Source organism: Aureimonas jatrophae (assembly GCF_900104035.1).
Classification (GTDB): Bacteria; Pseudomonadota; Alphaproteobacteria; order Rhizobiales; family Rhizobiaceae; genus Aureimonas; species Aureimonas jatrophae.
Window position 1 is genome coordinate 244,055 of the sequence record NZ_FNIT01000001.1, and the last position, 22,885, is coordinate 266,939.

The 22,885-nt window shown below is 67.0% G+C and carries 22 protein-coding genes and 1 other RNA gene; 17 read left to right on the forward strand and 6 right to left on the reverse strand.

Translation table 11 applies throughout. The features are described 5' to 3' along the window. Together metF and BLQ76_RS01175 are read left to right on the forward strand one after the other, a co-directional pair. Complete coding sequence (metF, locus tag BLQ76_RS01170) at positions 1–894, forward strand: methylenetetrahydrofolate reductase [NAD(P)H] (protein WP_090667684.1); 894 nt, start codon at positions 1–3, stop codon at positions 892–894. Positions 895–1,328: 434 nt separating this feature from the next. Next, the gene (locus BLQ76_RS01175) at positions 1,329–2,549 is read left to right on the forward strand and encodes an alanine racemase (protein WP_090669441.1); all 1,221 of its coding nucleotides are present in this window, start codon (positions 1,329–1,331) and stop codon (positions 2,547–2,549) included. Positions 2,550–2,608: 59 nt separating this feature from the next. On the opposite strand, the gene BLQ76_RS01180 is transcribed toward BLQ76_RS01175, so the two are convergent. The 3 genes from BLQ76_RS01180 to BLQ76_RS01190 all read right to left on the reverse strand — a co-directional run bounded on the left by BLQ76_RS01180 (position 2,609) and on the right by BLQ76_RS01190 (position 4,557). Then, positions 2,609–3,031: a DUF4112 domain-containing protein gene (locus BLQ76_RS01180; protein ID WP_090669444.1), complete on the reverse strand. Its 423-nt coding sequence runs from the start codon at positions 3,029–3,031 to the stop codon at positions 2,609–2,611. A gap of 85 nt (positions 3,032–3,116) precedes the next feature. Continuing rightward, positions 3,117–4,166 carry an aldo/keto reductase gene (locus BLQ76_RS01185; protein ID WP_090667687.1) on the reverse strand — a complete coding sequence of 350 codons (1,050 nt, stop codon included), beginning with the start codon at positions 4,164–4,166 and terminating at the stop codon, positions 3,117–3,119. Positions 4,167–4,197: 31 nt separating this feature from the next. Further along, positions 4,198–4,557 carry a winged helix-turn-helix transcriptional regulator gene (locus tag BLQ76_RS01190; protein ID WP_244519432.1) on the reverse strand — a complete coding sequence of 120 codons (360 nt, stop codon included), beginning with the start codon at positions 4,555–4,557 and terminating at the stop codon, positions 4,198–4,200. A 98-nt stretch (positions 4,558–4,655) separates the two neighbouring features. Here BLQ76_RS01190 and BLQ76_RS01195 point away from each other — a divergent pair, with 98 nt between their 5' ends. Further along, on the forward strand, positions 4,656–5,267 hold the full coding sequence (locus BLQ76_RS01195; RefSeq protein ID WP_090669447.1) for an NAD(P)-dependent oxidoreductase: 612 nt from the start codon (positions 4,656–4,658) through the stop codon (positions 5,265–5,267). Here BLQ76_RS01195 and BLQ76_RS01200 read toward each other — a convergent pair. After that, on the reverse strand, positions 5,264–6,463 hold the full coding sequence (locus BLQ76_RS01200; protein WP_090667692.1) for a lytic murein transglycosylase: 1,200 nt from the start codon (positions 6,461–6,463) through the stop codon (positions 5,264–5,266). The two genes, BLQ76_RS01195 and BLQ76_RS01200, sit on opposite strands and share 4 nt — an antisense overlap. Before the next feature lie 80 nt (positions 6,464–6,543). Beyond that, positions 6,544–7,347, reverse strand: coding sequence for a glycoside hydrolase family 25 protein (locus BLQ76_RS01205; protein ID WP_090669450.1), 804 nt, complete (start codon positions 7,345–7,347; stop codon positions 6,544–6,546). A gap of 225 nt (positions 7,348–7,572) precedes the next feature. Between BLQ76_RS01205 and BLQ76_RS01210 the strand changes: the two genes are divergently transcribed. From BLQ76_RS01210 to ftsW, 14 genes are all read left to right on the forward strand, one after another. Further along, positions 7,573–7,797 carry a hypothetical protein gene (locus tag BLQ76_RS01210; protein WP_090667695.1) on the forward strand — a complete coding sequence of 75 codons (225 nt, stop codon included), beginning with the start codon at positions 7,573–7,575 and terminating at the stop codon, positions 7,795–7,797. Positions 7,798–7,946: 149 nt separating this feature from the next. Next, a complete protein-coding gene (locus BLQ76_RS01215) occupies positions 7,947–8,675 on the forward strand; it encodes a J domain-containing protein (RefSeq protein WP_090667698.1) in 729 nt (242 codons plus the stop codon). Continuing rightward, positions 8,642–9,445 carry a peptidoglycan recognition protein family protein gene (locus BLQ76_RS01220; RefSeq protein ID WP_090667700.1) on the forward strand — a complete coding sequence of 268 codons (804 nt, stop codon included), beginning with the start codon at positions 8,642–8,644 and terminating at the stop codon, positions 9,443–9,445. Before BLQ76_RS01215 ends, BLQ76_RS01220 begins: the two co-directional genes overlap by 34 nt. A 206-nt stretch (positions 9,446–9,651) precedes the next feature. Next, a complete protein-coding gene (locus BLQ76_RS01225; protein WP_090667703.1) occupies positions 9,652–10,230 on the forward strand; it encodes a lytic transglycosylase domain-containing protein in 579 nt (192 codons plus the stop codon). Positions 10,231–10,277: 47 nt separating this feature from the next. Further along, positions 10,278–10,678: RNase P RNA component class A (gene rnpB, locus BLQ76_RS01230), an RNA gene on the forward strand. Positions 10,679–11,165: 487 nt separating this feature from the next. Then, positions 11,166–11,645 (forward strand): division/cell wall cluster transcriptional repressor MraZ, encoded by a 480-nt coding sequence (gene mraZ / locus BLQ76_RS01235; RefSeq protein ID WP_244519433.1) that lies wholly within the window; start codon positions 11,166–11,168, stop codon positions 11,643–11,645. Beyond that, positions 11,645–12,676: a 16S rRNA (cytosine(1402)-N(4))-methyltransferase RsmH gene (gene rsmH / locus BLQ76_RS01240; protein ID WP_170842465.1), complete on the forward strand. Its 1,032-nt coding sequence runs from the start codon at positions 11,645–11,647 to the stop codon at positions 12,674–12,676. Before mraZ ends, rsmH begins: the two co-directional genes overlap by 1 nt. A 7-nt stretch (positions 12,677–12,683) precedes the next feature. Continuing rightward, the gene (gene ftsL, locus BLQ76_RS01245; RefSeq protein WP_090667709.1) at positions 12,684–13,040 is read left to right on the forward strand and encodes a cell division protein FtsL; all 357 of its coding nucleotides are present in this window, start codon (positions 12,684–12,686) and stop codon (positions 13,038–13,040) included. Continuing rightward, positions 13,037–14,776, forward strand: a complete 1,740-nt coding sequence (locus BLQ76_RS01250) for a peptidoglycan D,D-transpeptidase FtsI family protein (protein ID WP_090667712.1) — start codon at positions 13,037–13,039, stop codon at positions 14,774–14,776. The genes ftsL and BLQ76_RS01250 overlap by 4 nt, the downstream gene beginning before the upstream one ends. Before the next feature lie 138 nt (positions 14,777–14,914). Then, entirely contained in the window at positions 14,915–16,366 is a 1,452-nt protein-coding gene (locus tag BLQ76_RS01255) for a UDP-N-acetylmuramoyl-L-alanyl-D-glutamate--2,6-diaminopimelate ligase (RefSeq protein WP_090669458.1), read from the forward strand. Beyond that, positions 16,363–17,832 carry a UDP-N-acetylmuramoylalanyl-D-glutamyl-2,6-diaminopimelate--D-alanyl-D-alanine ligase gene (locus BLQ76_RS01260; protein WP_090667715.1) on the forward strand — a complete coding sequence of 490 codons (1,470 nt, stop codon included), beginning with the start codon at positions 16,363–16,365 and terminating at the stop codon, positions 17,830–17,832. Before BLQ76_RS01255 ends, BLQ76_RS01260 begins: the two co-directional genes overlap by 4 nt. Positions 17,833–17,839: 7 nt before the next feature. Next, complete coding sequence (mraY, locus tag BLQ76_RS01265; protein WP_090667718.1) at positions 17,840–18,922, forward strand: phospho-N-acetylmuramoyl-pentapeptide-transferase; 1,083 nt, start codon at positions 17,840–17,842, stop codon at positions 18,920–18,922. A 13-nt stretch (positions 18,923–18,935) separates the two neighbouring features. Next, complete coding sequence (gene murD / locus BLQ76_RS01270; protein WP_090667722.1) at positions 18,936–20,330, forward strand: UDP-N-acetylmuramoyl-L-alanine--D-glutamate ligase; 1,395 nt, start codon at positions 18,936–18,938, stop codon at positions 20,328–20,330. Between the two features lie 5 nt (positions 20,331–20,335). Further along, entirely contained in the window at positions 20,336–21,493 is a 1,158-nt protein-coding gene (ftsW, locus tag BLQ76_RS01275) for a putative lipid II flippase FtsW (protein ID WP_090669461.1), read from the forward strand. Positions 21,494–21,542: 49 nt separating this feature from the next. Here ftsW and BLQ76_RS01280 read toward each other — a convergent pair whose 3' ends face one another. Beyond that, positions 21,543–22,859, reverse strand: coding sequence for a hypothetical protein (locus BLQ76_RS01280; RefSeq protein WP_139183891.1), 1,317 nt, complete (start codon positions 22,857–22,859; stop codon positions 21,543–21,545). Positions 22,860–22,885 lie beyond the last annotated feature (26 nt).

The following is a 22,885-nucleotide window of genomic DNA, read 5'->3' on the forward strand; positions in this document are numbered from 1 at the left end:
ATGCCCCAATCCAAGACCGCCCGCCAGGCCATCCGCGTCTCGTTCGAGTTCTTCCCGCCCAAGACGCCGGCGATGGAGGAGGGCTTGTGGAACGCGATCACGCGGCTGGCTCCGTTAAGGCCCGACTTCGTCTCGGTGACCTATGGCGCGGGCGGCTCGACGCGCGAGCGAACCCACCAGACCGTCGCGCGCCTGCTCCGCGAGACCGATCTCAAGCCCGCCGCGCACCTGACCTGCGTCGATGCCTCGCGCGCGGAGGTGGACGAGGTCGTGCGCCAGTATCGCGATACCGGCGTTCGCCATTTCGTGGCCCTGCGCGGCGACGGGCAGGGAGGGGCGGGCTCGGCCTACCAGGCGCATCCCGATGGCTATCGCAACGGCGCGGAGTTGACCGCCGGCATCAAGCGTATCGACCCATCGATCGAAGTCTCGGTCTCCGCGTATCCGGAGAAGCACCCCGAGAGTCCCGATGTCGCGACCGATATCGAGATGCTGCGGCGCAAGGTCGATGCGGGCGCGACCCGTGCCATCACCCAGTTCTTCTTCGACAACGACCAGTACGAGCGCTACGCCGAGCGCGTGCGGGCGGCCGGCATCTTCGTGCCCATCGTGCCGGGCATCGTTCCGATCCACGATTTCACCAAGATCAGCCGCTTCTCGGCGCAGACCGGCGCCTCGATTCCCACCTGGCTCGCACGCCGTTTCGAGGGACTCGAGAACGACGCGCAGACGCGTTCGCACGTCGCGGCCGCTGTCTGCGCCGAACAGGTCCTCGATCTCGCTGACCGGGGCGTGGGCGACTTCCACTTCTACACGATGAACCGCGCCGACCTGGTCTATTCGATCTGCCACATTCTCGGCCTTCGCGAAGACTCGACAGCCGTCGCGGCCTGAAACATGAAAGGGCCGGAGCATCGCCGCTCCGGCCCTTTCGAGGTTCGTTCCGCGTTGACGATGCCGCTGCCGATCCCGTCAGGGAACGACGCCCACCACCATGGCGCCCACGAAGGCGAACGCGGCGCAGGCCATCATGAAATTCATCGAACGCATCAGATGCATTTCCGCCTCCCGCTCACGAGATGTTTCGAAGTTTAACCAAGCCTAAAACTTCGTAAAGCCGCATTCGTTGCGGCAGCGCGGTCGCAAGCCGCAGTTTTTTCAAAATTCCTCATTGGGCGTCACGACTTGGCCCCGTCGCATGGCAGTCGAGAAAAATCGCGGATCGGTGCCGATCGTCATATCGGTTGCGCCTGCAGGCCCTAGATGCGAGGTCGCATTCGATTCGCCGCTGCCCGGACCGGGCGGCCGTCTCCGACAGGGACATGCCGTTGCAGACCTTCTCCACCGCGCGCGAGGCCGCGCTCGCGCTTCGGCCGGATGTTCCGGTCTATTGCTTCCGTCCGCAGGTTTTGCGTGAGGATCTGGATCGCTTCCGCCGTGCCTTTCCCGGCACCACGGCCTATGCGGTCAAGACGAACGGCGAGCCGCAGGTTCTGGAAGCTCTGGCGAAGGCCGGCGTCGACGCCTTCGACGTAGCCTCGCCGGCCGAGTTCGAGGCGGTGCGCCGCGTCGCGCCCAAGGCCGAAATGCTTTACATGCATCCGATCAAGGCCCAGTCCGATATCCGACTGGCGCTCGAGACCTACGGCATCCGCACCCTGTCGCTCGATCACGAGGACGAGGTGGCCAAGATCCTGCGCATCGTGCGCGCGCTCGACCTCGATCCGGGTTCGATCACAATCTTCGTGCGCCTCCAGACCAAGGGGCACGCGGCCTACGAACTGTCCAAGAAGTTCGGCGCCGCGCCCGCCCACGCGGTCGAACTTCTCCAGCGCTGCCACCGGATCGGGTTCAAGGTCGGCATCTGCTTCCACGTCGGCTCGCAGATCGAGGACAACGAGACCTACGAGCGCGCGCTCGCCTCCGCCGACTGGGTGCGCAACCGGGCCGACGTGCCGTTGGCTGGGCTCGATGTCGGCGGCGGCTTTCCCGCCGAGTACGGGCACGATCCGCGCAAGCGCAAGCCCGTCATGCCGAGCCTCGAGAACCTCATGGCGAAGCTGCGCGAGGACGTCGCCGAGTACGGCTTCGACCATCTGCCGCTCGTGGCCGAACCCGGCCGCGTCGTGGTGGCGCGCGCGTTCTCGCTGATCGTGCGCGTCCTTCTGCGAAAAGGACGCCGACTCTATATCAATGACGGCATCTGGGCTTCGCTCTCGGACTCGTGGACCGGCAAGATCACGCTGCCCGCCCGCTTCATTCCCGATCCCGCCCGCCAATCGCGCAACGGCGATCCGTCGTCGATTCAAGCCTTCCGCGTGTGCGGAGCGACCTGCGACTCCGTCGACATCCTGTCGCGGCCCTTCTGGCTGCCGGAAACCGTGGACACGGGCGACTGGATCGAGATCGGCCATATCGGCGCCTACTCGCTCTCCTTGCGCACGCGCTTCAACGGCTTCTATCCCGATACGTTCGTGGAGGTGACGACGCCCTTCGACTTCGGCGAGGCGGCGGAAGGGTATGCGAGCCTCGAAACCATGGCCGACTGACGCAAAAAAAGCCCGGCGCCTCGCGGCTCCGGGCCTCGGTCCATTCCGGGGCGCAACGCTCAGCGGCGGGGCGTTACGTCCTTGATGTCGCGGCGCTCCAGATCGAAGTGGTCGAGGATGATCTGGATGTTGCGCTTGTGCGACTTGAAGTAGACGTCGAACAGGTCGCCCGCGAGCGGCACGGCACCGACTGCGGCGTCCACGCCGAGGTTGGCGATCATGCGTGCGAGCTTGCGCTTGGGCAGGCCGAGCCGTCGCGCCTCGTTGACGATGTAGAGGCCGATCAGGGCCGCGCCCGCGTCGCCGACGCCCGGCACCAAACCGATCACCGCATCGGCGCCGAAGCGGATGTCGGTGCCCGGCACGCGGATCGCCGTATCCATTACGCGCGCGAGCGAGTTCAGGCGGGCGATGCGGCGCAGACGCGTCGCCTCGTCGAGAAAGGGGGCATCGAAGCCGTTGGCAAAGGCGGCTGCAACCATGGTCGCGGTCTCCATCGAAATGGGCGGCGCACCGGCCGCCCTGTCTCGTAAATGGTGATCGCCATTGCCGGGTTGAAGACCCGTCTCAATCCTTGGTGCGGTCGAGGATCAGATCGGCCGGGCCGAAGCGCCCGCTCGCCGTGTTGCCCTGGTGCCAGTAGGGGTAGATCACCGGCGGGCGGCTGACAGTGTCGAGCGCCGTGCGTTCCTCGTCGGTCAGCCTGAGGTCGGCTGCCGCGAGGTTGTCTCGGAACTGCGTCTCGGTGCGGCCGCCGATCACAAGCGTCGCGACGGCCGGGCGTCCGAGGAGCCAGGCCAGTGCCACCTGCGCGGCCGAGACGCCGCGCGCCTCGCCGATCCGAACCAGCTCGTCCACGATGCGCCACAGCCGGTCCTCGTCCCGGATCGGCGGCTCGGTCCAGCCGGCGAGCTGGCGCGAGCCCTCGGCGGTCTGGTTGCGACGGTGCTTGCCCGACAGGAGGCCGCCGGCGAGCGGGCTCCAGGCCATGACGCCAACGCCTTGGTCGAGCGCGACCGGCAGAAGCTCGTATTCCGCCTCGCGCGCCTCCAGCGTGTAGTGGATCTGCTGCGTGACGAAGCGCGTCAGGTTGTGGCGCTCCGAGATGCCAAGCGCCTTCATGAGGTGCCAGGCCGAGAAGTTCGAGCAGCCGACGTAGCGCACCTTGCCGTGCTGCACGAGCGTGTCGAGCGCCGCCATCGTCTCATCCAGCGGCGTCTGCCCGTCCCACTGGTGCACGAGATAGACGTCGATCCGGTCGGTGCGCAGGCGCTTCAGGCTCGCCTCGCACTCGCGGATGATGTGAAGACGCGACAGGCCCTGCTCGTTCGGGCCGGACCCCATCGGGAAGCGGACCTTCGAGGCGATCAGGACATCGCCCGGCCGCTTGCCGCCGAGCACCTCGCCGACGATCTCCTCCGACCGCCCGCCCGAATAGACGTTGGCGGTATCGATGAGGTTCACGCCCTGGTCGATGCAGAGATCCACCAGCCGCCGTGCGTCGTCGACCTCGACCGCTCCGGTGGCGCCGAAGTTGCCGCGCCCTCCGAAGGTCATGGTTCCCATGGTGAGCGTCGAGACCTTCAGTCCCGAGCGTCCGAGCGAGCGATATTCCATGCGGGCGTCCTCCCTATGCCCGCGCGAACCCCTACCGTGCGTCGAAGCGCGACTGGGCGGCGAGCACCGCACCGATATGCCTTTGTGCCCAGGTCGTCAGCCCCTCGATTTCGGTCGCGAGCGTCAACCCGAGCGGCGTGATGGAATAGGTGACGCTGACCGGCGTCGTCGGAAGGACCTCGCGCTCGACGAGGCCGTCGCGCTCCAGGCCCTTTAGGGTCTGCGACAGCATCTTCTGCGAGATGCCGCCGACGAGGCGTCGCAGCTCGTTGAAGCGACGCGGACCCTTGGCGAGCAGCGTCAGGAGAAGCGTCGTCCACTTGTCCGCGATGCGGTCGAGCACGAGCCGCGTCGGGCAGGCGGGATCGTAGACGTTGGGCGTCAGGTCCATCGGTTTCCTCGCGGTGACCACGTGCGCGTCCGGTGCCTTCTTTTCAGACAAGTTCCCGAATGGCATCAGGTATCTGTCAGTTACCACAGGGAAGACGAATCATGAAGGTGGCATTGATCGGCGCCTCGGGGCAGGCGGGCTCGCGCATCCTGCGAGAGCTTTCGAGTCGGGGGCACGAGACCACGGCGATCGCGCGCAACCCCGAGCGCATCGATGCGGGGCCCGGCGTCACGGCCGTGCGAGGCGACGTCGCCGAGGGCGAGGCGCTGGCAGCGATCCTGCGCGGACACGACGCGGTGGTGAGCTCGGTGCACTTTCTCGCCTTCGATCCCGAGACGCTGGTCGCGGCGGTCCGGGCGAGCGAGGTGAAGCGCTATCTCGTGGTCGGCGGGGCGGGAAGCCTGGAGGTCGCGTCCGGCCAACGCCTTCTCGACGCGCCGGACTTTCCGGACGCCTACAAGGCGGAGGCGACGGCGGGCGCCGCCTATCTCGACCGGCTTCGAGCGCTGGACGACCTCGACTGGACTTTCTTCTCGCCCGCCGCGATGTTCGTGCCCGGCGAGCGTACGGGCAGGTTCCGGCTGGGGCAGGACATGTTGATCGCGAACGACGAGGGATCCTCGATCTCGTTCGAGGACTATGCGGTCGCGCTGGTGGACGAGCTGGAGCAGCCCCGCCACGTGCGGGGCCGCTTCACGATAGGCTACTAGTTCAAAGCGGCCAGGAGGCGCGCGGTCGGCCAGCCGTCGGCGGGCAGGCCGCGCTTCATCTGCTCCTCGCGCACGGCGGCGCGTGTGTTGGCGCCCAGAATGCCGTCGATCTTGCCGACGTCGTAGCCCATCGCGGCGAGGCGCTGCTGCAGCGCCTTCATCTGGTCGCCGTCCAGACCGGGCTGCGGATTGCCGAGATCGGCCGCCGGCTCGCCCGCCAGGCGCGTGCCGAAGTAGGCGGCCGTCAGCGAGTACACGAGCGAGTTGTTCCAGGTGAGGTAGATGTCGAAGTTCGGGAAGGCCAGGAAGGCCGGCCCACCCGCGCCCTGCGGAAGGATGATCGAGGCCATCATGCCGTCGCTCTCCAGCGGCGATCCGTCGGCCTTCGTGACGCCGAGCTTGGCGAACTCCGAACGGGGCTCCTTCTGGACCAGTGCGGCGCGATCGTAGGGGAAGTTGGCTGGGATGCGGACCGACTCCAGCCAGGGCTCGCCGCGCCGGTATCCCATGGACTGGATGAACTTGCCGGTGGTCATCAAGACGTCCGGAACGTCGGTGAGGAGGTTGACTTGGCCGTTGCCGTCCTGGTCCGTGCCGTAGGCGAGATAGTCCTCGGGCAGGATCTGGGTCTGGCCGAGCTCGCCCGCCCAGGCACCGCGCATCTGGTCGGGGCGCAGGTAGCCGCGATCGACGAGCTCGATCGCGCCGATGAGATGCGGGCGGAAGATCTCGGGACGACGGCAGTCGTGGGCCAGCGTCGCCAACGCCGAGAGCGTGTCGAAGTCGCCGAGCACGGCACCGTAGTCGGTCTCGAGTCCCCAGAACGAGGCAATCACGGGACCCGGCACGCCGGTCTGGCGTTCGACCTCGGCGAAGGTCGAGGCGTATTTGCGCAGGTTCGCCTGTCCACGCGCGAGTCGGTCCTTGTTGACCATGCGGCCCTGGAACTGCGTCCAGGCCTGCTGGAAGACGCCTTGGCCCCGGTCGCGCGCGAGCACCTTCGGGTCGGGTCGCACGTCGGCCAAGGCCCGCTCGATGCCCGCTTCCGACAAGCCCTTCGCCCGCGCCTCGGCCCTGACGCCCTGCAGAAAGGCCCCGAAATCGCCGCCGCACTGAGCGCTCTGCGCCAGGGCCCCTCCGGTTGTGGCGAGGAGGGCGGCGGCCAGGATCGCGAGGCGTCGCGGGGCGTGGAACATCGGGATCGAATCCTTCGGGTCTTGGGAAAGCGGTTCGGCTGGCAAAGCCGCAAACTGCGGCGCGAGCGTGACCTGCCGTATCAGCTCGACGGGCGATGAGCCGCGAGCCAGGCGCGCCAGTCCTCGCGCGTGCCGGAGAAGGCGTTGCGGTCCACCGGACCGTCGACACCCGGTACCGTGCCGGTCGCGGTCCATTGCCAGAAGCGGAAGTCGCGATCGGGATAGTTCGCGGTCGGGTGATCCTTCACGCCGCGAAGCCAGAACTGGTGCTTCGGGAAGGTTCCGACGAGGCGTTCGCGGTGGATGTCGATCGGCGCGTAGATGATGGGGCGCACGCCGTAATGCCGCTCCACGGCGTCGAGGAAGGCGGTCATCTCGCGCACCACCTCGTCGCGTGGCGGACGCCGCGTGCAGGTCGGCGAGTCTGGGTTCCATTCGACATCGAGGACGGGCGGCAGCGCCTGCGGGTCGCGCGGCACGTTGGCAATGAACCAGGCGGCCTGCTCGACCCCGGGCCGGCACCAGTAGTAGAAATGGTAGGCTCCACGCGGCACCCCGGCGGCGGCCGCCGCCTTCCAGTTGCGCAAGAAGGCCGCATCGACGCGGTCGCCACCCTCGGTCGACTTCAGAAACGCGAAGGCGACGCCGCCACGGCGCGCGGCATCCCAATCGATCTCGCCCTGATACTTCGACACGTCGATCCCGTGTACCGGGTAATGCTCGGGCGCGGAGCCCTTGATGCCGGTGAGGCCGAGCTCCGCAGGGTCGAGCGATGCGGAGCGGCAGGCACTTAGCGCCGCCAGCGCCGACAGGGCTGCGGCCAGCACCCAGCGACGGGCCCGGATCGGAGCCGATCGGCTGCGGTTGTCGCCGGCGTGGTTCATGGTCTGGAACGGCTCCTGATCGGCGCGGCGCATGGGTGACGGGACGCGCGGCTTCGGCGCGCACGTTCGCGGCGCCGGCTGTCGCGAGGCTGACGCGCCCGGCGTCTGAACCATTCCATGCTCTGCATCGGGACAAAAGAATGCGTGATCTGATGCGGGAGAACCAATTGGCCGCACCTGCGTTGGAGACCCTGAAGGTACATCGTCGCAAAAGGATCGACATTCATGAAGACCCTCACGCTCGCCGCTGGCGTCGCCGCCCTTCTGGCTCTGTCGGCCTGCTCCGACAACAGCTCCACGACGCCGTCCACCACGTCGAGCTCGACGACCACGGCCCCGGCCACGACGGGCGCCGGCACGACCCCCGGCGCGACCACGACCACGACGCCGGCCACCGGCGGCACGATGGCGCCGGCGACCGGTGGCTCGTCCACGACCACGACGAACTGATCGATCTCGATCTCGAGATGACACGGCGGCCGGCTCTTGGAGCCGGCCGTTTGCATGTGCGAAATCAGCCGGCCATGGGCCGTCTTTTCGTGTGCGCGGCAACGCGATAGAAAAGGCGCCGGGATTCGCCCGGTCCTTGGACGGACGGCATGTCGATCTTCTCCACCCTCGGTCAACTCCTGAGGGATCTCGCGCAACAGGGCGGCTCGGTGGTCGAGGCCTTGGTGGAGCGCGTTCGTACGGCTTTCTCGGGCGACCGCGAGACGCGGCGTCGCGTGGCGTTCTCGGTGGCCATGATCGCGCTGTCTGCCAAGATGGCGCGGGCCGACGGCGTCGTCACGCCCGCCGAAATCAGCGCCTTCCGCCGCATCTTCCTGATCCCGCCCGACGAGATCCAGAACGTCTTCCGTCTCTACTCCATCGCCCAGCAGGATACCGCCGGCTTCGAAATCTACGCCTCGCGCATGCGCGCGCTCTGCGAAGAGCCGCCGGCCGAGGGCGAAGAGGGCTGCGCGCTTCTGGTCGACGTGCTCGACGGCCTGTTCCACATCGCGGGTGCCGACGGGGTCGTGCACGAGCGCGAACTGGCGTTTCTGGCGGAGGTGGCCGAGCGCTTCGGTCTCACCGCCGTCCAGTTCGAGCGGATCCGTGCCCGGCATGTCGATGGAGGCGAGGCGGGGGCCTACGCCGTCCTCGGCGTCGATCCGAGCGCAAGCCACGACGAGATGCGTCGGCGCTACCTTCATCTCGTGCGCGAGAACCATCCCGACCGCCTCGCAGCGCGCGGCGTGCCGGCCGAGTTCATGGCGATCGCCACCGAGCGCATGAAGGCGATCAATGCCGCATGGGCGATGGTCGGGCGCGTGGCCGTCTCGTGACATCGAGGGAGACCGCCGAGGTCTGGCCGGCCGACAGCGCGCTGGTCTCGCGCGTGGAGCCCTCGCCCAATCACAACGAGAGGGCAGGCGGTATCGCACCGGACATGCTCGTCCTGCACTATACGGGGATGCGCGACGGCGCCTCGGCGCTCGCGCGGCTGCGCGATCCGACGGCCGCCGTCTCGTCCCATTATCTGGTCGAGGAAGACGGTTCTCTGATCCAGATGGTGCCGGAAGCGCGCCGCGCGTGGCACGCCGGCGTTTCGCGCTGGCAGGGCCAGAGCGACCTCAACTCGCGGTCGATTGGGATCGAGATCGTCAACCCCGGCCATGAGCATGGCTATCGGCCGTTTCCGCCGCAACAGATCGCGACGGTTGTGAAATTGTGCCGAGAATGTGTCGAACGCTGGTCGATCGTGGGCGATCGTGTCGTGGGGCACTCGGATATTGCGCCTTCGCGCAAGGAGGATCCGGGCGAATTCTTTCCGTGGGATCAACTCTCGGCGGCAGGCGTCGGTCATCTCGTGACACCCGTGGAAATACGTAGTGGCCGGTTTCTCACGCGTGGTGATGTCGGCCCCCCCGTGGCCGCGTGGCAGCAGATGTTAGCCAGCTACGGATATGATTGCGAGGCGACCGGAACCTTCGACGATGCAACGCATTTTGCTACCCTGGCTTTCCAGCGTCACCACCGACCGCGCAAGTTGGACGGGTGCGCCGATACGTCGACGGTCGCCACGCTTCACCAGCTTCTCCTAACTAGGCCGTAGCTGACGAGAGGCTGAACGGCCGCGAATCATCGCGCCGTGTTTGTATCACTCTGAAATATTCTGTTACCAGATCGTCACATTGACGGTCCGGTTCGTCCGCATAACCGAGCCTGTCACCGCCGCTGAGCATCGCGGCAGAGAGGGGACGGTTCGCACGCCGGGTTTTGGGGCGGGGCGGGGCCGACGATCCGTAATACAGGACCGAAATGACGAAACTGCCTGCCATGGCTTGCGCCGTGACGCTTTCGCTTGCCCATTTTTCCGCTGCCTTTGCCGATTCCGCTTCGTCCACCTCCACGGCGCCGCTCAAGCCCGCCGACATCCAGACGCCCCAGGCTGCCGCAACGGCGGCCGCCGAACCCACCGACTCCACGCTCGCGGCTCGTCCCTTTGCCGACATCATCGAGCGTGAAGCTCGTGCCAACGGCGTTTCCGTCCAACTCGCCCACGCCATCGTCTCGGTGGAAAGCCGCTACCGTGTCGACGTGACCGGCCGGGCCGGCGAGATCGGCCTCATGCAAATCAAGCCGGCGACGGCGCGTGACATGGGCTTCGAGGGCGATGCGACCGATCTCTACAATCCGATCGTCAACATCCGATACGGCATGAAGTATCTCGCAGGCGCCGAGCGCCGCGGTGGCGGTACGCTGTGCGGCACGATCCTGAAGTACAATGCCGGCCACTACTCGCGTCGCATGAACCCGACCTCGGCGCGCTACTGCGAGAAGGTGAAGCTCGTGCTCGCCAGCCTCGACTCGGACCGCTCCCGCGACTCGGGCATCTGAGCGGTCGCGGCTTGACACGCCGCGCCCCGGTGTCCCTTAAGGGGCCGCCAGTCGGCTGGGCGACCGCTGCCGCAAGGGCCGAAAGGCCGCGGGGGAGGAAAGTCCGGGCTCCACGGAGAAACGGTGCCGGGTAACGCCCGGCGGGGGCGACCCCAGGGACAGTGCCACAGAGAACAGACCGCCTTCATGATCTCCGGATCGCGGGAAGGTAAGGGTGAAACGGTGGGGTAAGAGCCCACCGCGCGACCGGCAACGGAAGCGGCACGGTAAACCCCACCGGGAGCAAAACCGAATAGGAACGACGCGGCGGGCAACCGTCAGCCCTCTCCGGGCCGGTCGTTCGGGTGGGTTGCTTGAGGCGGCGCGCGAGCGTCGTCCCAGAGGAATGGTCGCCCAAGGCAGCTTCCGAGCTGCCGGACAGAACCCGGCTTACAGGCCGACTGGCATTTTCCAACGCAAGACTTTCCGATCGTGCGCCATCGACACCGGCAGGCTCGACATGGGGCTGGCCGGTGTCGATGACGCACGTCATGGGATCGCGCCCCACAGCGACGCTATGGCGTTGTGGCGCGGCGGCAAGTGGCGGCGTTGGGGTCTCCTGCCAAGCGGTGCGGGGATGCCACGCTGGGCGCTGTCCTGGGTCGCGGCGAAAAGCTGTAACCAACTGTTCTAGAACAATGTTTTTGTTTCGTTCCTGCTTGGTGTAGCTGGTCTCGTACCAGGTTCGGGACCGCTGTTCCCATTGACCCCCATGGGGTCCCATGTTATCCCAAATCCCACGGTTCGACCCCTTCCAGTCGGCCCGGTTCCATCGTGTCGAGACTGTGCGGCGGGTTTGTATGAGCCCGCCTCGGGGCAGGCGTGTGCCTGCTTCCCGGAATCGGCGAGCGTGCGGAGCCGGCGTCCGGTGGATGCGCGATCGAACGCCTCGCCGGATGGAAACGGGTCTGTCGCGGATGCGCTTCCTGTCCAATTGGATCAACAACGTGGACGCGAAGGGGCGAGTCTCCGTGCCGGCACCTTTTCGTCAGATCCTCGCCTCGCGCGGCGACCGCGAGCTCTACGCCTTGCAGGCGATCGGCCAGCCGGCGATCGATGTCGGCGGGATGAATCTCCTAGAGCGCTACGAGGCTCGCATGGCGCAGGAGGACCCGTTCGGCGAGGACTACGCCGACATGTCGCTCTTCGCCTATGGGGACGGCGCCTTCCTGAAGCTCGACGGCGAGGGGCGCATGGGCGTCACGGACTTCGTGCGCGCCCATACCGGCATCGAGGATCGCGTCGCCTTCGTCGGGCGCTCGCACTTCTTTCAGCTCTGGGAGCCGGCCGCCTTCGAGGCCCATCGGGCCGAGGCGCGCGCCCGGCTTCTGGCCAAGCGCTCGTCGCGCGACGAGCGCGAGAGATCACCGGAATGATGACGGATCTCGGCGGGACCGAGGATCCCGCCGATGGCGGACCGGTTCGTCACATTCCGGTGCTTCTCGCGCCGGTCACGGCTTCGCTGGACCTTCCTCCCGGAAGCCTGATCGTCGACGGCACGTTTGGCGCGGGCGGCTATTCGGCCGCCCTTCTTCGTCGCGGATATCGCGTGCTCGGCATCGACCGCGATCCGAGCGCCATCGCCGGAGCGCGTGCCCTTCTCGACGAGCATCCGGCGCTGACGCTGCGCGAGGGGCGCTTCGGCGACCTGGAAGCGCTTCTGCGACAGGACGGCGTCGAGACCGTCGACGGCATCGTCCTCGATATTGGCGTGTCGTCGATGCAGATCGACGAGGCGGAGCGCGGCTTCTCGTTCCAGAAGGACGGGCCGCTCGACATGCGCATGAGCGGCTCGGGCCCGACCGCGGCCGACGTCGTCAACCGTCTCAAGGTTGGTGACCTCGCGCGCATCCTGAACTTCCTGGGCGAGGAGCGGCAGGCGGGCCGTATCGCGCGCGCGATCGAGGCGCGCCGCACGGAACGGCCCTTCGAGCGCACGCTCGATCTGGCGGGTCTCGTCGCGCGCACCATCGGGCGCAACCCGAAGGACCGGATCGATCCCGCGACCCGGACCTTCCAGGCGTTGCGGATCTTCGTCAACGACGAGCTCGGCGAACTCGTGCGCGCGCTTCTGGCCGCCGAGCGGATGCTGCGGCCGGGCGGTCGCTTGTCGGTCGTCACCTTCCATTCGCTGGAGGATCGCATCGTCAAGCGCTTCCTGCGCGACCGCTCAGAGGCGGCGTCAGGTTCGCGCCATTTACCCGATGTTCAGCATAAGGCCCCAACATTCGAGTCGCGCAATCGGCCGGTCGTGGGCGAGGAGGGCGAGATCGCCCTCAACCCGCGCGCTCGATCGGCCAAGCTGCGATCCGCCACCCGAACCCAAGCGCCCGCGCGCGAGGGGCGGGAGGCCCATGCCTTCGCGGATCTGCCCGACCTGGCCGATCTGCCCGCCGCCGGAGCTTGATCTATCCATGTTGAAGACGCTCGACGTTCTTCTGATCGTGTTGATGCTCGGCGCCGCCGCCTGGACGTTCGGCAACAAGTACCAGGTCGAGACGCTGGAAAGCCAAGTCATGGCGCTGGACCGCAAGATCGCGCTCGAACGCGAGACGATCCAGCTCCTGGAGGCCGACTGGAGCCTCCTGAACCAGCCGCGTCGCATGGAACAGCTTGCGGAAGCCTTCACGGCCGATCTGCAGCTCGTGCCGATCGCGCCCGAGCAGATCGTCCGGCCGGACGAGCTGCCCTCGGCGCCTCTCCCGCCGGAGCCCGAGAAGGACGCGAAGTCGCGCACCCTTGCCGACGCCTCGAAGGTGCGCGCGCGATGATCGGCTCGCTTCTCCGGCGCTCGCCGCTGCGCGGCCTTCTCGCTTCTTCCACTGCAGCCCCAGGGAGCGCACCGACGCGCCGGTCGCTTCGTCCGCGCCGCGCCGAGCCACCGCGCAATCGTCCGCGCTTCCTGATCGCGGTCGGTCTCTTCTGCGCAATCTACGGCGTGATCGGCGCCCGGCTGGTCGTGTGGGGCGCCATCTCCAACCCGGTCGACCTCTTCCAGACGTCCGGGATCGGCGGACCGATCACGCGGCCCGACCTCGTGGACCGCAACGGCGAGGTTCTGGCGACCGACATCAAGACAGCCTCGCTGTTTGCCGAGCCGCGCCGCATCGTCGATGCCGACGAGGCGACCGAGGCGCTGATGACGGTCCTGCCAGATCTCAACCCCAAGGTCGTGCATGCCCGGCTGTCCTCGAAGTCGGGTTTCGCCTGGCTGCGGCGCGAGCTGACGCCGCGCCAGCAGCAGGAGATCCTGGCCCTCGGCATCCCCGGTATCGGCTTTCGCACCGAGAAGAAGCGCTTCTACCCCGGCGGTCCGACCGCTGCCCACGTGATGGGGGCCGTGAACGTCGACAATCAGGGCATCGCCGGAATGGAGAAGTATGTCGACGACTCGGGCTTCCGCGCCCTGCAGTCGACCGGCTTCGCGTCGAACGGCGATCTCGAGCCGGTCAAGCTGTCGCTCGACCTGCGCGTGCAGCATATCGTGCGCGACGAGCTCGTCGCAGCCATGGCGAAGTACAAGGCGGTCGCCGCCGGCGGGCTCGTGATGGACGTGGAGACGGGCGAGATCATCGCCATGGCCTCCTATCCGGACTACGACCCGAACTCGCCCGGCGACGCGCTCAAGAAGGAAAACCTCAACCGCATCTCGGCCGGCACGTTCGAGATGGGCTCGACCTTCAAGATCTTCACCACCGCCATGGCGCTGGACTCCGGCAAGGTGAAGGTGACCGACATCTTCTCCACGACGCCCTTCCGCGTCGCCGGCTTCACGATCAAGGAGTTCCATGGCAAGGGACGCCCGCTCTCCGTGCCCGAGATCTTCGAGTACTCCTCCAACGTCGGCTCGGCGCGCGAAGCCGATCTCGTCGGCATCGACGGGCACAAGGAGTTCCTGACGCGCATGGGCCTTCTGTCGAAGGTCAAGACCGAACTGCCCGAGGTCGCCATGCCGACGCAGCCCAAGGTCTGGAAGAAGATCAACTCGATGACGATCGCCTTTGGTCACGGCGTGTCGACGACGCCGCTTCAGACCGCGGTGGCGGCCGCCGCGATCGCCAATGGCGGGTGGTACATCCCGCCGACCTTCCTGCCTCGCACCAAGGAACAGGCCGACGCCATGAAGGTGCGCGTCGTGTCCCAGCAGACCTCCGACGAGATGCGCGGCATCTTCCGCCTGAACGGCGAGCAGGGTTCGGGCAAGAGCGCCAACCCGCCGGGCTACCACGTGGGCGGCAAGACCGGCACGGCCGAGAAGGTGGTGAACGGGCGATACTCGAAGGACTCGCGCTTCAACGCCTATGTCGGCGCCTTCCCGATCGAGAAGCCGCGATACCTCGTGCTCACGATCATCGACGAACCCAAGAAGGAAGAGGGCAAGTATGCCGCGACCGCCGGCTACAACGCCGCGCCCATGGTCGGCAACATCGTGCGGCGCGCTGCGACCTTCCTGAACGTAAAGCCGGACTTCGGCGACACGGGTCGCCAGCTGCTCGTATCCTACTGACACCGATCGGCAGGTGACAGAGGCAGCGCCGCCTCGGGCGCGCCCGCCGATTCGAAAAGGCTTCTATCGGCCGCCGACTTGTCTTAAGCCGACCGCCGACCCCGGCTGCGGCCGCGAACGGATACGGGAATGCCGTTGATGAAACTCTCCGACCTCGCCGCCGACATCGCACGGGGCGACGACCTCGCGAGCGTCGAGATAGGAGGCCTGACCGCCGACTCCCGCCACGTGAAGCCGGGCGATCTCTTCGCGGCCCTGCCCGGTACGAAGGGAGACGGCGCCAGCTTCGTCGCGGAAGCCCGCAGCAAGGGCGCCTCGGCCGTTCTTCTCCCGATCGACGCGGCCGACCCCGGGGCGAGCGGCCCGACGCTTCGCGCTCCGGACGCGCGCCGGGCGCTCGCGCTGATGGCGGCTCGCTTCTACGGAGCGCAGCCCGACCATGTGGTGGCGGTGACCGGCACCAGCGGCAAGACATCGATCGCCGCCTTCACCCGCCAGATCTGGACGGCGCTCGGCCTCAAGGCGGCCTCGATCGGCACGACCGGCGTCGTGTCGCCGACCCGCGACGACTACGGCACGCTGACGACGCCGGACCCGGTGGCGCTCGCCAAGCTCATGCGGGAACTGGCCGACGAGGGCGTGACCCATGCCGCGATGGAGGCATCGAGCCACGGTCTCGAGCAGCGTCGCCTCGACGGCGTGCGGCTGCGCGCGGCCGGCTTCAGCAACCTTGGCCGCGACCACATGGACTACCACGCGACCGTGGAGGAGTATTTCGCGGCCAAGATGCGCTTGTTCGATACGCTTCTGCCGAAGGGGTCGCCGGCGGTGATCTTCGCGGACGATCGCTGGTCGGGCGCGGCGGTCGAGGCGGCCCAGCGCGCCGGGATGGCCGTGATGACGGTCGGGCGCGAGGGCGGCTTCCTGCGCTTGAAGCGCCTCGAGCACGAGCGCAACCGCCAGATCGCGGAGATCGACGCGGCCGGCAAGCTTCATCGCATCGTGCTGCCGCTCGCGGGCGAGTTCCAGATGTCGAACGCGCTGGTGGCCGCCGGGCTCGCGGTGGCGGGCGGCGTCAACGTCGACGACGTTCTCCCCGCACTGGAAACGCTGCAGGGCGCGCCGGGGCGGCTCGATCTCGCGGCGACGACGGCGGCGGGCGCGCCGGTCTTCGTGGACTATGCCCACAAGCCCGAAGCGCTGGAAAACGTCCTCGAAGCGGTCCGCCCTTTCACGACAGGCCGGGTGATCGCGGTGATCGGCTGCGGCGGAGACCGTGATCGCGGCAAGCGTCCGATCATGGGCGCGATCGCCGAGCGGCTCGCCGACGTCGTGATCGTCACCGACGACAACCCCCGCTCCGAGGAGCCCGCCTCGATCCGGGCCGCGATCCTCGAGGCCGCACCCAAGGCCGAGGAGATCGCCGATCGGCGCGAGGCGATCCGCCATGCTGTCGCGATCGCGCGGACCGGCGACACGGTGGTGGTGGCCGGCAAGGGGCATGAGAACGGCCAGACCGTCGGCACGACGACGCTGCCCTTCAGCGACCACGACGAGGTGCGGCGCGCCGTGGCGGAGGCCGCACGATGACCGAGCCGTTGTGGACCGGCGCCGCGATCGCCGAGGCCACCGGCGGACGGCCGGTCGGTGCCATGCCCCCCTCGATCGGCGGCGTGTCGATCGACACGCGATCGCTCGAAGCGGGCGACGTCTTCTTCGCGATCCGGGGCGACCGGGTCGACGGGCACCAGTTCCTACGACCCGCGATCGCCGCCGGCGCCGCGTTGCTCGTCGTCTCCAAGGAGAAGCTGCCGGCGCTGGGTGCGCTGCCCGTGCCCCTTCTCGTGGTGGACGACGTTCTCAAGGCCATGGAACGGCTGGCGATCGCCGCCCGCGCCCGCGCGCAGGCCCGCATCGTTGCGGTGACCGGAAGCGTGGGAAAGACCACCACCAAGGAGGCGCTGCGCCATGCGCTCGGCGCCGAGGGCTCGGTGCACGCCTCGGCGGCGTCGTTCAACAATCATTGGGGTGTTCCGCTCTCGCTCGCGCGGCTTCCCGCCGATACGCGCTTTGCGGTGTTCGAGATCGGCATGAACCATCCCGACGAGATCCGGCCGTTGGTGAAGCTCGTGCGTCCGCACGTGGCGATCGTCACGCTAATCGCCCCTGCTCACCTCGGACACTTCGAGAACCTTCGCGCGATCACACGGGCCAAGGGCGAGATCTTCGAGGGACTGACCGCCGGCGGAACGGCCGTGATCAATGCCGACGATCCGGAAAGCGCCGCCTTGTCGCAGATCGCGCGCGCGGCCGGCGTCACCCGCATCACGACCTTCGGCGAGGCGCCGGGCGCCGACTATCGCCTGACGGGCTACGCTCCGCTCGACGAAGGATCGCACGCCACCGCCCTGATCGACGGGACCGCGGTCGAGTTCCAGTTGCCGTCGGGCGGTCGCCATCTCGTTCAGAACACGCTGGCGGTTCTCGGTGCGTCCGATCTCCTGGGCGCCGACGTTTCGCTGGCGGCCGCCGCCTTGTCCTCCTGGCGGGCGGGCACCGGGCGTGGTGCGCGCCATTCGCTGGCGATCGGCTCCGGCCAACTGACTCTGATCGATGAGAGCTACAACGCCAATCCCGCTTCGATGCGGGCTGCGCTCGGTCTCCTGGGCTCGACCCGGCCGGGCACTGGCGGCCGGCGCATCGCGCTGCTCGGCGACATGCTGGAGCTGGGGTCCTTCTCGCGCGACCTTCACGAGGCGCTCGCCGAGCCCGTCATGGAGGCGGGTTGCGACCTCGCGCTCCTTGCCGGTGCGGAGATGCGCACGCTCTACCTCGCCCTGCGCGAGCGCGGGGTCGAGGCGCAGTGGTTCGCGACCGCCGGGGAGCTTGAGGAAAGCTTGAGCGGTCATCTTCGGCCCGGCGACGTCGTCATGGCCAAGGCGTCCAAGAGCATCGGCTTCAGTCGCCTCGTGGAGTCCCTCGTCGCTCGTCTCGGCTCGCCTGCCGCGACGTCCGACGCGTCGCCCCGCCCCAACAGCATGGCTCAGGACGCTTGAACGACCGATGCTCAGCTACCTTGCCGCGCTCGCCGCAGACGTTCAGGTCCTCAACGTCTTTCGCTACATCACCTTCCGCACCGGCGGAGCGCTGATCACGTCCTTCATTACGGTGTTCCTGTTCGGACCCGCGATCATCGCGAACCTGCGCGTGCGCCAGGGGCGGGGACAGCCGATCCGCGCCGACGGGCCGCAGACCCATTTCAAGAAGGCCGGCACCCCGACGATGGGCGGGCTGATGATCCTGTCGGGTCTTCTTGTTTCGACCCTTCTGTGGGCGGACCTCACCAACCTCTATGTCTGGACCGTCCTGCTCGTGACCGTCGGCTTCGGCGGCATCGGCTTCTATGACGACTACCTGAAGGTCACGAAACAAAGCCATCTCGGCTTCTCGGGCAAGGCGCGGCTCGCGATCGAGTTCGCCATCGCGCTTCTGGCCGGCGTCCTGATCATCCTGGCCCAGACCGGCACGTTCGCGACCTCGCTGTCGATCCCCTTCTTCAAGCAGCTCCTGATCGACCTCGGCTGGTTCTATGCGGCCTTCGCCGCCGTCGTGATCGTCGGCGCGGGCAATGCGGTGAACCTCACCGACGGCCTCGACGGTCTCGCCATCATGCCGATCATGATCGCGGCCGCCGCCTTCGGTCTCATCGCCTATCTCGCGGGCAATACGAACTTCGCGAACTACCTGCAGATCCACTACGTCGTCGGCACGGGCGAGCTGTCGGTGATCTGCGGCGCGTTGATCGGGGCGGGACTGGGCTTTCTCTGGTTCAACGCGCCGCCCGCCGCGATCTTCATGGGCGACACCGGGTCGCTGGCGCTGGGCGGTCTGGTGGGAACCGTGGCCGTCGCCACCAAGCACGAACTGGTGCTCGCCGTGATCGGCGGTCTCTTCGTGATCGAGGCGCTGTCCGTGATCATTCAGGTCGCTTCGTTCAAGCTGACCGGCAAGCGCGTGTTCCTGATGGCGCCGATCCACCACCATTTCGAGAAGCTCGGCTGGACCGAAAGCCAGGTCGTGGTGCGCTTCTGGATCATCGCGCTTCTGCTGGCCTTTGTCGGCCTGTCGACGCTGAAGCTGCGCTGAAGGGCGAACGGTCATGATCGCAGCCGAGACCTTCCGCGGGCAGCCGGTCGCCCTGTTCGGGCTCGGCGGGTCGGGTCTGGCGACCGCGCGGGCGCTGCAGGCGGGCGGCGCACGGCTGACGGCGTTCGACGATAACCCGCGCTCGGTCGAGACGGCAACGGGCGAGGGGATCCCGACCGGCGATCTCCATGCGCTCGACTGGACGCGCATCGCCGCGCTCGTTCTGTCGCCCGGCGTGCCGCTGACACATCCCAAGCCCCATTGGGCGGCCGAACTCGCCAGCGCCCACGGCGTTCCGGTGATCGGCGACATCGAGATATTCGCCCGCGAGCGCGAGCGCTTGTGCCGCGACGCGCCGTTCATCGCCATCACCGGCACCAACGGCAAGAGCACCACCACCGCACTGATCGCCCATGCCTTGCGCCATTCGGGTCGCGACACGCAGCTCGGCGGCAATATCGGCGTGCCGGTCCTGACGCTGGATCCGCCGGCACCGGATCGCTTCTACGTGGTGGAGTGCTCGTCCTACCAGATCGACCTCGCGCCCTCGATCGCCCCGACCGTCGGCCTCCTCCTGAACCTGTCGCCGGACCATCTCGACCGGCACGGGACGATGGAGAACTACGCGGCCATCAAGGCTCGCCTTCTAAAGGACGCGGGCACGGCGGTGATCGGCGTTGACGACGAATGGTGCGCCCGCATCGCCGATTGGCACGAGGGCGAGGGGCGCCCGCTCGTTCGGATCTCGCGTTCGCGCGAGCTGGCGGACGGCGTCTTCTTCCGCGACGGCGTGCTTCAGGTCGCAAGAGGCGGCGAGATCGAACGGCGCATTTCGCTCGGCGGTATCGGGTCGCTGCGCGGCGCGCACAACGGGCAGAACGCTGCGGCGGCCGTTGCGACGTTGCGCGCGCTCGGCTTGTCGTTCCCGGAGATCGAGGCAGGCCTGCGGTCCTTCCCGGGCCTTGCCCATCGCATGGAAGAGGTCGCGCGCGTCGGCTCCGTCCTCTTCGTCAACGACTCCAAGGCGACCAATGCCGATGCCGCCGCACCGGCGCTCGGCAGCTTCCCGCGCATCCATTGGATCGCTGGCGGCCTGCCCAAGGAGGGCGGGATCGCCTCGCTCGAATCGCTGTTTCCGCGGGTCGCCAAGGCGTATCTGATCGGCGAAGCGGCACCCGCCTTTGCCGCTACGCTTGGTGAACGAATTCCTTACGAAATCTCGGGTAGTCTCCAGGTCGCGGTCGAGAACGCCGCGCGCGAGGCGGGAACGAGCGGACGGGAAGAAATCGTCCTCCTGTCGCCGGCCTGCGCCTCGTTCGACCAGTTCCGGAATTTCGAGGTGCGAGGCGACACGTTCCGCCAGTTGGTGAACGCGTTGCCCGGCGCCGAGCCGATCACGAGGACATGAGCGCCATGGCCGCCAGTCGCGCCAAGAAGGGCCTTCTCACCGACTGGTGGTTGTCGATCGACCGCTGGTTCCTGGCGGCCTTCCTGATCCTCATGCTGGGCGGCATGGTCCTCAGCTTCGCCGCCAGCCCGCCGGTCGCCGAGAAGATCGGGCTGGAGCCGTTTCACTTCGTGAAGCGGCACGCCCTGTTCCTCGTGCCATCGATCGCCGCGATGCTGGCGACGTCCCTGCTCACGCCGCGCGGCATCCGGCGCATGTCGATCATCATGCTGGCGGGCGCGCTGGTCCTTATGGTCGCGGCGCTGTTCTTCGGCATGGAGGTGAAGGGTGCGCGTCGCTGGATCGGTGCGGGCCCCCTGACGATCCAGCCGTCCGAATTCATGAAGCCGGCCTTTGTCGTGGTCTGCGCCTGGCTGTTTGCCGAGCGCTCGCGCCGCACCGACATTCCCGGCAACCTCTTCTCGATCATGCTGCTCGGCACGGTCGTGGCGCTGCTCGTCGCGCAGCCCGACCTCGGCCAAACCATCCTGACCACGGCGGTCTGGGGCGGCCTGTTCTTCATGGCCGGTCTGCCTTGGCTGTGGATCGTGATGCTGGGCGGCCTCGGCGGCGCGGGCATCCTCGGCGCGTATGTCGTCTTCCCGCACGTCGCCTCGCGCTTCGACCGCTTCCTCACGGGCGAGGGCGACACGTTCCAGACCGACACGGCGCGCGAGGCGATCCTGCGGGGCGGCTGGTTCGGGCAGGGACCGGGCGAGGGCATCGTGAAGCGCCTTCTCCCCGACAGCCACACCGACTTCGCCTATTCCGTGATCGCCGAGGAGTTCGGCATCATCTCCTGCATGGCGCTGACGGCGATCTTCGCCTTCATCGTGATCCGGGGCTTGAACGTCGCCTTCGCACAGCGCGACACGTTCAACCGCCTCGCGATCACCGGTCTCGTGATGCTGTTCGGCCTTCAGTCGATCATCAACATGGCGGTGAACCTCCACCTCATGCCCGCCAAGGGCATGACGCTGCCCTTCATCTCGTATGGCGGCTCGTCGATGCTCGCGGTCGCGATCACCGCCGGCTTCGTGCTGGCCCTCACCCGCCACCGCGCCGACAACGTCTCCCAGACCGACCGGCTGATGGAGCGGACGCTGGCGGCGCAGGCGGTGTGAGGCTGCTACCTACGAGGGTCTCCCATGGGTCTCAGCAGCACCGTCTACGTCAGGCGGCGTTAAGTTCGGCAGTCCGATCGGCAATTTTCTGCTCAAGTGCTTGGTACTCCGCAAGCATCGGCGCTCCTTCGAGCGCGGCTTGAGATACGGCCGCCGGATCTGCGCGCGCGGCCGCGAACGCAAAGAATTTTTCAAGCGCTGGATCCCATCGATCGTTCAAATGTGCCGCAGCTTCCGCAACCTCAGGACTTGCATCCTTACCCTCGCTACCGATGCGAAAACCGTTGACGACCGATATCATTCCCTTGTTGTTCTCTTGGATCGTGCGCTTCTGATCCTGTGTCAGGGTCGTGTCCAGTACCGACAGGTTCGTGAGCGCCGGCATCTGCGTTCGAAGACCTAGCGCATCGCGCCCACACTGCATCTTAAGATTATGAGATGTGTCGGGATCGGTGATACCGCTGTCTTCGATCGCTTTCCAGTTTGTGCCCAACTGGTTGCAGAGGTTTTGGTCAAGCCTATTTGCGGCTGCCTCGATGCTGTCTAAGTCACTTGGGTCTCCGATAAACGCTATGAGCGCATCATCCATTGTCGCGATACTAGCCTTCGCCAGATCGGTCAGCGATTTGCCATCCTTGAGCGCGCTTCCGATGCCATTATGCTGCGCAGGCTTTCCGTCCACGCCATAAGCCGCCGCGCTGATGCCTACCGTCTTATCCTTGAGGATTTTGGCGATATTAGTGGTGGTCTGTTGGACTTCAGGACTTTGCTTGGCAATGAAGGCCGAGACCTTCGATGCGGAGTTGTCAGAGCGGAGGAAAGTGTTGACGCAGCGCGATTTAGTTTCTTCGCTGGCGCCGGCTTTCGCTTCTGAAGCCTTGAACCGAACGTTGGCGTATGAGCAGGCGCCACGCTCCGCCGGTGTCATCTTGCTGACATCGATACCATTGTTGAACGTCTTGTAGATGCCGGTCTTGCGGAGAGCAATTATCTGCGGGTCCGAGTGAGGCTGCGGTTTTGCCGGTTTCGTTGAAGCGTCAGATACGTTGGTCTGAGACTGCTGTGCAGCAGGAGGATTGGCCTGCGGCGCTCGCGAGACTAGTCCCTTAAGAGCGTGCAGCCCCGCATTGGCCAAGCCTGCGATTTCTTTCCCTACTTCGCTGACGAAGGCTTTGATCTTCTCGCCGACTCCGCTGGAATGAGGTGGAGTCTGCGCGGTCGCCCGGTGGGAAATCACGGTGTTCGGCTCAAGGCCCAACAGCTTCGCAGCCTTGGGCGGCGCCACTACCGCATCGAGCAGTTTTCCGGCCTTTGGGCTGATCGTCGTTGTCGGAACATTGACTGGGGAATTGTTGATCTTGCTCACGGACGACTCTCGGTTTTTGGTTTCGG